This is a genomic window from Vibrio sp. B4-6 (assembly GCF_963888245.1).
Taxonomy (GTDB): Bacteria; Pseudomonadota; Gammaproteobacteria; order Enterobacterales; family Vibrionaceae; genus Vibrio; species Vibrio anguillarum.
Genome location: NZ_CAWPIM010000024.1, coordinates 1 through 10,625, shown reverse-complemented (window position 1 = coordinate 10,625; position 10,625 = coordinate 1). Strand labels below are relative to the sequence as shown.

Sequence of the window (10,625 nt, the reverse complement as noted above, 5' to 3'; positions counted from 1 at the left end):
CTCAACGCGATCAAGAAACAACAAATATGTGATGATTATTTATTGCTTAATTTAAGCCAGAAAACATAGAATTTACCGTTCAATTCCAACTCGATTTAGCTGATAAAAACTCACTTTGCCTAACGCCGCATTAAGGTGTGAGCAACGCTACCACGAAACCCAACCATACCACCGTAAACACTAAACCCAACGATGGAATGAAAAATGCAATGCGTTGGGAATCACTCTTAAATGCTTTGTTAAGCATTTGTTGGTATTTGCGGAACATCGTTTGGCATTGCTGGTATTTGAACTGCCTCAACTTTGAACAAAATAGGTACAATATCCGTCCTAGCGAATATTGTTTGCGGTTTACCCCAGTAAATTGAATATAGTTGTTTCCCTCCCTCAATAGGAGTCTGAGTAACATTACCTGAACCTGTATAAAGAAATATCCAATCCCCTTGGTTCAATATTGCATCACCAAACCAGAGCAAATTATCTTTTATAGGGTAAGCCTGAGTATGGCCGAAAGGTTGATTTCCAATCATCACCCCAAACTGGCCAGTGTTTACCGTTTGATTTACATAAATTGCAATTCGCTCTAGATTTGCAACACCCCTATCTAAAATTCCCGTAATCGTAAACTCAGAAATATTACTAACTATCACTTTTGCCTCCAACTCCCGAAAACCAACTAGCCAAAAGTAAAGCCGCCCCTACCAACGCCAAGATGACAGCAAGAGATGGATTTAACTCAGGAGTTCGATAGAGCTCTATAGATATACCAATCAATGCAGTTCCAAACGTTGCTTCTAAGTTACTTTTCTTACGTAATCTGTTGACACTGTCCAAGTGATTCTTATATATCGCCGCTTTCTCTCGGCAATCGTAGTATTCGCGATTACACTCATCAATTTTTTTCTTCAACTGGCGATTTTCTTGCTGAAGTTTATTTATTTCATGGAAGTTCTGCGATTGTAGGGCTGCTATAATCTTTGCCGTAGCCTCACCACCTAACGCTTTGTATTTATTTTCAGCAAGCCCCTCCAGTACATTATGTACATACTGAAACGGTGGCGGTTCAATATTTGTTATATAGTCCGCGGGACTTGCAACCTGAGATCCTGTTGTCCCGCTAGGATCTGGTTTTGGGATATTTTCCAAGAATCCTCCTTATTGAAACATATGCTTAACGCCGCATTAAGGTGTGAGCAACGCTACCACGAAACTTAACCAAGCCACCTTAAACACAAAACCCAACGATGGAATGAAAAATGCCATGCGTTGGGAATCACTCTTAAATGCTTTGTTATATGCTACTTTATGAAACTGCTTTCTTCATTTTTTCAATAGCTGTGATCATACCATCTATCCCTTCATGAGCTGGGGTCTTATCTCCATGCTTCTTATCTAAAGTGTCAGACGCATTCTTAGCTACTGCTTCAATAGCTGCAGATAGCAACTTTGTCATTAACTCAGGTTCTTCCTGATCAAGAGCCTCGATTTGAACCTTGAAGTTCTGGTATGACTTCGCTAGAGCTTCTTTATGCGCATATTCTTGCTGCAAACGCAAAGATTCGCTTCTTCGCTTTGAAGCAAATAACGCTAACCAAAGAACTGGAATTAACAAGGGCAATTTGTATAAGATATTCGGGAGCAGTTTTGTAAAATCACTTACATCAACAAACTTAACAAACCAAAAACCTACTTCTTGGGTAATTGAAATAGCGGCAAGCAGGAATAAAGCTAGTATTGATCCATAGAATAATCTTGTATAGTTATTAATAGCATCATCAAAAGACACCTTTAGATCATAGTACGCAGATGCTAAACCTGCGCTGGTAGCGCCTGGTAATAAACTTTCAATTTCACGATTCAAAGTTTCATACTTTGTTTCCTGCTGAGCTTTGAAAGTGTCAAGATGGGCTTCACGAGCAGTAATTTCATTTTTCAAACCACCTTCATATTTACCTTCATCATTCTTCTTACCAAATACGCGCGTATGGTAGTTACCAAATTCAACCAGTTTCTCTTCTACTTCTCTTAATAAGTTCTTAATTGAATCTGAGCTAGACTCTGCTTCATCAAATGCTCTTTGGATCTCTGATGATATAGACTCATTATGTGCATCGCCATCTAGCAGTTGACTTTTATAGTTTTGAACTTTATCGAATAAAGTATCAATAGATGTGTCTAAATCGCTGATCTTAGTACTTACACTAATTTCTTCTGTGTCATCAAAATATCGCTTTTCTAGTTGTTCTATTCGTTGCTTAGCAACGTCTGATGCCTCTGCATCAGATGCTGCTTGTAATTTATGCTCCTCGATTACCCCCAAAATCATATTTGATTTTTCTTGAAATTCAGTCAATGAAGAACTGATAGTCTCTGAGTATGATAAGTAAGCAGAATTTACTGACTCAGTAACATCGCTAGAATGTACTTGATAAGGTCGTATATAGGTAAGAAGGTTATCAAGATTTGAATTCGCATTTGTTATATGACCAATATTACGATTGCTCTGATACGAACTTACCTGTTGTAGACAAACATTTGCTTGCGAATGAAAATTTGACCATGTAGATTCTGGAACTAGCTCTGGGTCACACGAACTGATTAATGAGTCAAGAAAACTAACAATTTTTTTTAGCCGCGCTATTTCTTCTACACTAGTGGTGACTGTCGTATCATCAACTTCAACTTCAAGAGTAACTTCTTTTAAGTTTTGCCATACCCCTTGAAAAGGGTGATTCATAAAACTGTTAATCCAACGACTCATCTAATTTCCTAATTATCAAATAAAACTCATACCGCATGGTAGCATATAACGCTCGGCTAAGGGGTTGACGACGCACCGCCGAACTTAAAAAACCACTGTAAACACTGAACTTCAATTTTGTACTAAAGCCGCCACGCGTTGGCAATCCCTCTTGAGCCGTTTGTTATGCTTGTGCTCAAACAAACTGCAGAACTAGACAACCAATTAATGCGGGTAAACCTGCGATAAAGAGAACCAAGCCTGTTTGGTAGTTAGCTCGATAATGCTCAACTTGCTCTTCTTCAAAATCATGTCCCTTTACCATTTTGTATACTTTATCGGTAACCGGATCATCTAATCGTGTCGTTTTGCTGTGTATACCACCTTCCCACATTAACTTTGCTAAAAGCCAAATAACAATCACGACAAAAAACAAAAAATCAGCAGGCCGCGTTGTAGCAAAAAGAGGAACATAATTAGATAAAGCGAAAACAACCAAAAAGGCCACTATATTGATTAAAAAGACTTTTCTCATCAATTTGGTCAACTTTTACTCCTAGAGCATAACGCCGCGTTAAGTAGTGAGCAACGCCACCACCTAACCTAAACCATTGTGCCGTAAACACTAAATTCAAAGCAAACTGAAAATGCCGAGCGTTGCGAATCTGTCTTAAACGCTTTGTTATGAGGTTTTCTCACCACGCCCTAAAAGCTCTATTGCCTCCAACACGGGAGATAAAAAAATGTCATATATTTCGACTACTGTCGCATAATCCTGACGCTCAATCGTTATAAATCCATCTCTACAAGCCTTACTATCTTGAGGTTGCAAGAGCCTAAACCTATCTGGTAATTCTTGAATTAGCTGATATGCCAGCATGGTTTTTTTAATTTCTTCAGTATCGAGCAAGCCAAACCTTGGAACCAACTGCCCATAAGCTGCAATATGAGGATTCTCAGGTAAGTATGCAATTCCATGAGGATTATTCGATTTGCTCAAATCCTCAATATTCGTCTTGTACGTATTAGCTACTAAACTGAGCTCTTCGATTAAGGCTCTTCTTAACGCACGGCTTTCCTGATTTACTTGTTCAATTAATAGTCCTCTATTTTGTTCACCATTTGAGCGTATTGTGGCAATCACGCCAAGAAATCCGAGTAAACCAGCAATGAATGTCTGATATTTGTCAAACCAGTCCCAGTCCATAAAACCTCATTATTATCGAAACCTCATAACGCCCGCCTAAGGGGCTGACAACGCATAACACAAAACTCAAACACAACAACCGTAACCACCGCGGCTCATTGGGACTGGAAACGCCGCGCGTTGACAGTCCCTCTTGAGGCGTTTGTTAGCTTTCGGCAAGAACAACCTCACTCTTCGTTTAACTGCCTTATTATTGACCGGTAAGTACCTCTTCTATCAACAACCCAATGAAATTCGTGACACATTTTATGATATGAACCAGAAAATGCGTGTCCACACTTACAACTAAATGTATTTTTTGACTCTAGCGTTGGGTATGCAAAGCCTTTACATCTCCGACAAAGAAGACGATTGTCCAACAGGAAGTTTTTCATTTCTCGACATTCTTTATTTAAATTTGGATTGACAAAAAACTTTAATATCTCAAGAAGCATGTTTATTTCTCCTTTATCTTGATCGATTCAAAAGCGCACTGTTATACATTGATGTAATTCGCTTATTTATGGAAGAATTTATTATTTAAAAAGTAACAGATTTTAGAAGCTAACGCCCGGCTAAGGGGTTGACAACGCACCGCCGAACTCAAAAAACACACTGTAAACGCTGAACTTCAATTTTGCACCAAAGCCGCCACGCGTTGGCAATCCCTCTTGAGCCGTTTGTTAGGCTAACCAATTGACACCTGCACTTTCAAAACTAAAGAACAAGGCTTCTTTGCAAACCAAAACAAACTAACCTATTCATTTATAAACCAAAACACCAAATCAGCAAAGAAACAAAAAACTCAAATTGAGCGATTTGGAAGAAAAGTGACGAGCGTAGCATGCTCGGCGGACGTTTGGATGCTGAAGGTTATTTTGCCGCTAAACTCACAGCGCTAAACAACCCAACGCGATCAAGAAACAGCAAATATGTGATGATTATTCATTACTTAAGTTAAGCCACAAAACATGGAATTTACTGCTCAATTTCAACTCGACTTAGCTGATAAAAACTCACCTTGCCTAACGCCCGGTTAAGGGGTTGACAACGCACCACTTAACTCAAAAAACACGCCGTAAACGCTGAATTTCAATTTTGAACTAAAGTCGACGAGCGTTGGCAATCCCTCTTTAACCGTTTGTTATGCTTATTTTTTGAGCTTCACAACTTCACCACTCAATGCAACTCCAGCTATTACGGCTCCAGCACCACATTGAAAAGTACCGTTGCTTGAAGTGAGGTTGTTTTTGTAATTTGATTTGATATTAACTACTGCATTTCCACCCTCTTTTATCGCTCTGTCTTTAAGAGCAATCATGGCAGAAAGAAAAACCCAGTTGCACGCTTCTTCATCTGTTTTATTGAAAGCGTTTGTTTTTTTACTGGTTTTAAATTCACCTAATTCTTTGAGAACTTTGCCGTAACTCTGCTCGCCAAAGTAAAATGAAACTTCAGAGCCTAATTTAGATTTAGCCACTTCGGAGCTCATTGCCTTTGTAATCGAATAATTACCCACATCATCTCTAGCAAAAGTGTTAGATGAGAAGAAAGCCAGTGATGAAAGAGCTAGAATTGTTAATTTTTTCATTGTGATATATTCCAAAATAGTTTGATTGTGACTAGAGCATAACGCCCGGTTAAGGGGTTGACAACGCACCGACAAACTCAAAAAACATACTGTAAACGCTGAACTTCAATTTTGTATTAAAATCGACGAGCGTTGGCAATCCCTCTTTAACCGTTTGTTAGGCCAACAGATTGACAACGATACTTTCAAAACCAAAGAACAAGGCTTGTTTGAAAACTGAAAACCAACTAAGCGATTAATTTATTGACCAAAATATCAAATCAGCAAAGAAACCCAAAAAACTCAAATTGAGCGATTTGGAAGAAAAGTGACGAGCGTAGCATGCTCGGCGGACGTTTGGATGCTGAAGGTTATTTTGCCGATGAATTCACAGCGATAAACAACCCAACGCGATCAAGAAACAGCAAATATGTGATGATTATTTATTGCTTAAGTTAAGCCACAAAACATGGAATTTACTGCTCAATTCCAACTCGATTTAGCTGATAAAAACTCACCTTGCCTAACGCCCGCTTAAGGGGCTGACAACGCTACTATCAAGTTTCCGCATAACACCGTAACCACCAAAATCAACGCATAATAAAAATGCCACGCGTTGGAAGTCCCTCTTGAAGCGTTTGTTATGCTTTATTACTCATTGATTAAATTGAACTTTTTCAAAATTTATTGGTTACGAGTACTTTAACTCAAAATGATAAACTTGCCTACTTTCAGCAAGCATTGTTGCCGATAAGATCCCAAACAAGTTGAAGCGAATTAGCCTGCGGGATCAAGGGGTCAACAACACAAAAGGAAGAGACCTTTCAGCAACAATTGAACCTTTTACGAACACAATTGATCAGAGCAGAGCCGGACAAAAACGCACATTCGCCGATAAACTTGCGCTAACCAAACACTGTCAGCAAGTAAGATGTTCATGAGATCCCAAACATGCTGAAGCGAAATAGCCGGTGTAATCAATGAGCAAGCAACACCAAAGAAAGAGGCCTTTCAGCAAAAATCGAACCTTTTGCGAGCACAATTTATCAGGGCAAAGTTACCGAAAAAGCACAAGTATCGTTCAACTTTCAATAACCACCAAAAAGAACAATAAACTCATAATATCAATAAATTAGAATACAAAAACGTCTAAATCAGACTAAGTTTTTCCATTAAAATTTATATATTGGCTTTGCTGAGGTTCAATAAAACATAACGCCCGGCTAAGGGGTTGACAACGCACCACCGAACTCAAAAAACACACTTAAACACTGAACTTCAATTTTGCGCTAAAGTCGCCAAGCGTTGGCAATCCCTCTTGAGCCGTTTGTTAGGCCAACCGATTGACAACGATACTGTCAAAACCAAAGAACAGGGATTTTTACAAACTTAAAACAAACTAACCGATTCATTTATAAATCAAAATGCTAAATCAGCAAAGAAACAAAAAAACTCAAATTGAGCGGTTTGGAAGAAAAGTGACAAGCGTAGCATGCTCGGCGGACGTTTGGATGCTGAAGGTTATTTTGCCGATGAATTCACAGCGATAAACAACCCAACGCGATCAAGAAACAACAAATATGTGATGACTTAAGTCCAGCCATGAGAACATAGAATTCACAGTTCAATTCAAACCCGATTTAGCTGATAAAAACTCACTTTGCCTAACGCCCGCTTAAGTGGTGAGCAACGCAATGCCGTGTTTCCGCACACCACCTAAATCACTAAAGTCAACGCATAGTAAAAATGCCATGCGTTGCGAATCCGTCTTAAAGCGTTTGTTAAACGTTTTTTTGCGAAAAATGTTCAACCACCTTCATTCCGACAACTGTATTTTTATGATCAAAGAAGCCCAAATATTTTTTCAGATCTGATGTACCGCTGCGGCTAAGAATCAATTTATTAACCATGGAACGAATGCCAAATTGGTTTACTAGTGTGTTTAGTGGCTGTCCTTTTACAGCCACCTTAAGTACACCAATACCGGCGGTGAATGTAGGAGCGTTAGAGTCTACGGAGCCAATTGTTGAATCAACGTACAAAGAGATAGATTGAAGAATTTTGGCAAATTTATTCATGTCTTTATAGCTGCCATCACTTAGTGCTTGCTGATAGCAATTTAACCAATCTCTTAGCTCTTGGTACTCACTTCTTAATTGAAGAGCCACTTTAATCATATCACTCGCTGTATTTGACTCTTGTATTACTCTGATTGGTAATGGAAGCATGTTTACATTTAATGCATATAACTCACTACCAGCATTGTGTAATGAAGCTATAGAAGCTCTTTTCTCTGAGACTAGTCGGTTTAGTCTTAGTACTGAGTCTTCGTTTGAAACCATTATTCCAGCATCAGTAAAAAAACGCTTTCTCACAGGGTGCGGTGTATATCCTTTTTCATAAACAAAACCTCTAGCCAACATCCCTGCACCACCCCATAAAGTTTGGGATAAATAACCATGAGGAGCATATCTATTTTGAAGAAAACCTACACGGTTTTCTTCGTGATCTTTCTTTAAATCTGATGTTAGACTTAAACGGTCAATAAATTCGTCTCGTGGTCCTTGCAGTCTTTTATAGTCCACTAGAAAAGGATAAGGCCGGATGACACCTTGAGATACAGCTTCTTGAAATGGATTACCTTCATGATTCCAAGCATGGATAAACTTTTCTTCAACTAAAATCTGATCACGTAAAATTATATCTGTAAGCAAATCAAACAGTGCTTCAGTATTAATGATGGCACTCAAGCTATCTTCGTAAGAATAACTGTCATTTTCTTTATCGATTGCTATGTAATGTGATTTGCTTTCGTCAATACCATCGGTTAATAATTCACCAATATTTTGCAGTGACCAATTATCCGAAATTACACTTTGACTCATTTTCGCCCCTTTAAATACTACTGCTCTGAAGTTGATAAAAACGTTTAACGCCGCGTTAAGGGGCAGACAACGCTACTACCAACTTTCCGCATAACACTGTAACCACAAAAACCAACGCATAATAAAAATGCCACGCGTTGGCTGTCCCTCTTGAACGCTTTGTTATATGACCTTACGCGCGATGATATGAACCGAATTACTGACATGACCCGAAATGGTTGAAGTTTCAGATACTTTCGACAATTCAATACTGAAGTTTGATAACAAAGCCTCAAGCTCTTTTGGCCGACTATGCCACATTTCGATACCTAAACCTGATAAAAAGTGTAGGCTTTCGATTGAACAAAACTCAGCTAAATACAATACACCGTTGGGTTTCAAAACCCGCCAGAGTTCAGATACTACTTTTTCACGAGAATCCTGAACAGGTATACAAGTCAATACTGCACATACCACTATCGCATCAAAATAATTGTCTGAAAAAGAAAATAAACCATCTTGTTGATAACGTAAATCAAGTTCAGGATATTCGGTTAGACCTCGATTAATCATCTCTTTTGATGAATCTACACCGACTAAATCCTTATAACCCAACTTCTGAAGCTGATTTGAAATACGTCCGTAACCACAACCAAAATCTAAAACTTTACCATTTCGGGGAATCGATATTAAAAAGTCTTCCACAGAAATTTCAAGATTGAAATCAACATGATCTGCAACATGATCCCATCTGATCAAAACTGGACTCCTTTAGTCATATAACGCCCAATTAAGTAGCCCGAAACGCACTGGCTGACTATCCGCATTGCTCGGCAACACGACATTCAACGCAACCAAAAGTGCTAAGCGTTGAGGGTCTGCTTGAATTGTTTGTTATGTTTTACCACAAATAACTGATTTATTTGGCAAAGAACTGCACTGTTGACCGCATTTCAAGAAGTCAGTCACACGCCAAAACTCACTTGGCCGCCAGAAGCACAAAACACGAAGCGCGTAAGTCCACTTCCCTGCCCAATGAGGCAACCCGACTTAGATTCAACAAGCGCCCTATCTTTCCAACCAAAGCGCAGAACAATGGCAAATTGCCGAGGCAACTGCCAAGCTAACATGCTGATTGGTAAATATGCTCAAAGCAACTTAGAGCCAGCTATATTCAAAACCAACCACCACGACCTGCAAATGAAGCAACCCACGGACATTTACATGTTTTATAGGTTGAGAAATTCAAGAATTTGGGCCGACAATACGGATTTGCTGAGGCTGCTCGAACGAATGGCTAAAGGGACAAAGAACAGTGATCGAAGGATATTTAAGCCATTGAAATTCAAGTAAACATAACGCCCGGCTAAGGGGTTGACAACGCACCGCCGAACTCAAAAAACACACTGTAAACGCTGAACTTCAATTTTGCACCAAAGCCGCCACGCGTTGGCAATCCCTCTTGAGCCGTTTGTTAAACGTAATTACATCAGTATATTAGAACCAATCCTTACGTCCCGTCACATATGTTTTTTCAAAATCTTCATCTGATTTAGTGAGATAAATAATAAACTCAACAAAAGCAATAACACCTATGACTATTGAAGGCAATCCAAGCAATACAAAACCAAATAAGAATGCCAGCAGCATTATTAAACCTTGTTTGGTATACCCTAAATAAAATTTATGAGCGCCTAGCGCCCCAAAGAAAAAAGCAAGCAGAGCAGCAGCAATTTTCTTCGAGGAACCTACGCTTGTAGATATCAGATAAATAGCTTTCGCTTCATCATTTTCCACAGAAAAGTCTACAGCCATTCCTGATTTAGGAAGCTGCCCTGCCTTCCATTCATTAATATTGAGTGGATAGCGAATGCCGTCTTCGCCCGAGATTAATCCAGTTCGACCCAACTCATTAAAATCGATGATGGTACCTTTCATTTACTTATGCCTCAGATAGTTAAGAATAAAGTATTCTTACCAAAGAGGATGTATATGTCTATAAATTCATACTGGTAATTAAATAAAAAATTATAACCACCGAACTATAACGACGTTTAACGCCCGGCTAAGGGGTTGACAACGCATAGCCGAACTCAAAAAACACACCTTAAACACTGAACTTCAATTTTGCACTAAAACCGCCACGCGTTGGCAATCCCTCTTGAGCCGTTTGTTAGGCCAACCGATTGACACCGACACTTTCAAAACTAAAGAACGAACTTTTTTATAAACTTAAAACCAACTAACCGATTAATTTATAAACCA

The 10,625-nt window shown here is 39.0% G+C and carries 9 protein-coding genes; all 9 read right to left on the bottom strand.

Annotated elements, in window-relative coordinates:
* Nucleotides 1–239 precede the first annotated feature (239 nt).
* Entirely contained in the window at nt 240–650 is a 411-nt protein-coding gene (locus AACV20_RS08980) for a hypothetical protein (protein ID WP_048625655.1), read from the bottom strand.
* Nucleotides 640–1,146, bottom strand: a complete 507-nt coding sequence (locus tag AACV20_RS08975; RefSeq protein ID WP_170908044.1) for a hypothetical protein — start codon at nt 1,144–1,146, stop codon at nt 640–642. Before AACV20_RS08975 ends, AACV20_RS08980 begins: the two co-directional genes overlap by 11 nt.
* Before the next feature lie 157 nt (nt 1,147–1,303).
* On the bottom strand, nt 1,304–2,761 hold the full coding sequence (locus AACV20_RS08970; RefSeq protein ID WP_170908043.1) for a hypothetical protein: 1,458 nt from the start codon (nt 2,759–2,761) through the stop codon (nt 1,304–1,306).
* Between the two features lie 175 nt (nt 2,762–2,936).
* Nucleotides 2,937–3,275 carry a hypothetical protein gene (locus AACV20_RS08965; RefSeq protein ID WP_371319576.1) on the bottom strand — a complete coding sequence of 113 codons (339 nt, stop codon included), beginning with the start codon at nt 3,273–3,275 and terminating at the stop codon, nt 2,937–2,939.
* A gap of 147 nt (nt 3,276–3,422) precedes the next feature.
* Nucleotides 3,423–3,947, bottom strand: coding sequence for a hypothetical protein (locus AACV20_RS08960; protein WP_170908041.1), 525 nt, complete (start codon nt 3,945–3,947; stop codon nt 3,423–3,425).
* Nucleotides 3,948–5,076: 1,129 nt separating this feature from the next.
* A complete protein-coding gene (locus tag AACV20_RS08955; protein WP_170908040.1) occupies nt 5,077–5,517 on the bottom strand; it encodes an excinuclease in 441 nt (146 codons plus the stop codon).
* Between the two features lie 1,760 nt (nt 5,518–7,277).
* The gene (locus AACV20_RS08950) at nt 7,278–8,381 is read right to left on the bottom strand and encodes a hypothetical protein (protein ID WP_170908039.1); all 1,104 of its coding nucleotides are present in this window, start codon (nt 8,379–8,381) and stop codon (nt 7,278–7,280) included.
* A gap of 162 nt (nt 8,382–8,543) precedes the next feature.
* The gene (locus tag AACV20_RS08940; RefSeq protein ID WP_170908038.1) at nt 8,544–9,119 is read right to left on the bottom strand and encodes a class I SAM-dependent methyltransferase; all 576 of its coding nucleotides are present in this window, start codon (nt 9,117–9,119) and stop codon (nt 8,544–8,546) included.
* 738 nt (nt 9,120–9,857) lie between these two features.
* Complete coding sequence (locus AACV20_RS08935) at nt 9,858–10,298, bottom strand: TM2 domain-containing protein (protein ID WP_047691451.1); 441 nt, start codon at nt 10,296–10,298, stop codon at nt 9,858–9,860.
* Nucleotides 10,299–10,625 lie beyond the last annotated feature (327 nt).